Origin of the sequence: Micromonospora sp. H61 (assembly GCF_018070325.1) — a bacterium.
GTDB lineage: Bacteria > Actinomycetota > Actinomycetes > Mycobacteriales > Micromonosporaceae > Micromonospora > Micromonospora salmantinae.
Map to the genome: position 1 here is coordinate 1 of NZ_JAGPXY010000238.1, position 724 is coordinate 724.

General features: G+C 66.2%; 1 pseudogene. It reads right to left on the minus strand.

Annotation, left to right across the window (positions count from 1 at the left end):
* Positions 1-35: 35 nt before the first annotated feature.
* Positions 36-724: pseudogene (locus KBX08_RS33375) on the minus strand (hypothetical protein); the annotation flags it as partial.

Consider the following 724-nt stretch of genomic DNA (forward strand, 5'->3'; position numbering starts at 1 on the left):
TGGCGCTGCACGCGCCTGAGCAAATGCCACATGGATCAGCGTTGGCTGAGAGGATCGACGTGCGCGAGCGCCTCGCCGCTTTGGTCGCGAAGGTCACGACGATCGGGATGGTCCACGTCCTCGGCGCTCGGCTGCCAGGTATACAGCAGGCGCTGGAGGCGGACGATCCGCCTGCTGCCGCCAGAGGAGTGCCGGACCACATCGACGAAGAACCGACGGGTCCGTTCGCGGTCGATGTCAGAACTCAAGGCGCTAGTGAGGGTGGCGGCACCGAACTCATCGGTCGTGGCGAGCATCTCCGGGTCTGTCAGCACCTCACCGAATGCCCGAACGAGGTCGTGACACGTCCCGTCCTGGCTCGCCGCAACTGTAAGGGGATGCACCTCGCTCACGGCGATGCGGCAGACGATTCGCCAGGCGGTGCCGCGCCGGCTCGGATCACCCAACCACGCCGTTACTGCCCGGAGGGTGCGGTCCCGCAGCTGCGGGCGCTTCCATAGATTTTCTACCGCGGTGACAACCTCCTCCCGCACGGCGTGATCGCGGCGGCCCGCCAAGTGCATCAGCCGGGTCAGGGAAATGCGCGGGTACAACTCAACCATATCGCCCGCACAAACCCTTGCGATCAGGCGTTGCAGCTTCGCGTCGGTCGAATCGGTTGACGCCCAGTCGTACAGCTGGGCTCGCACCTGCGGTCCCACCTCCTCGCTGATGGCGGCTGCCG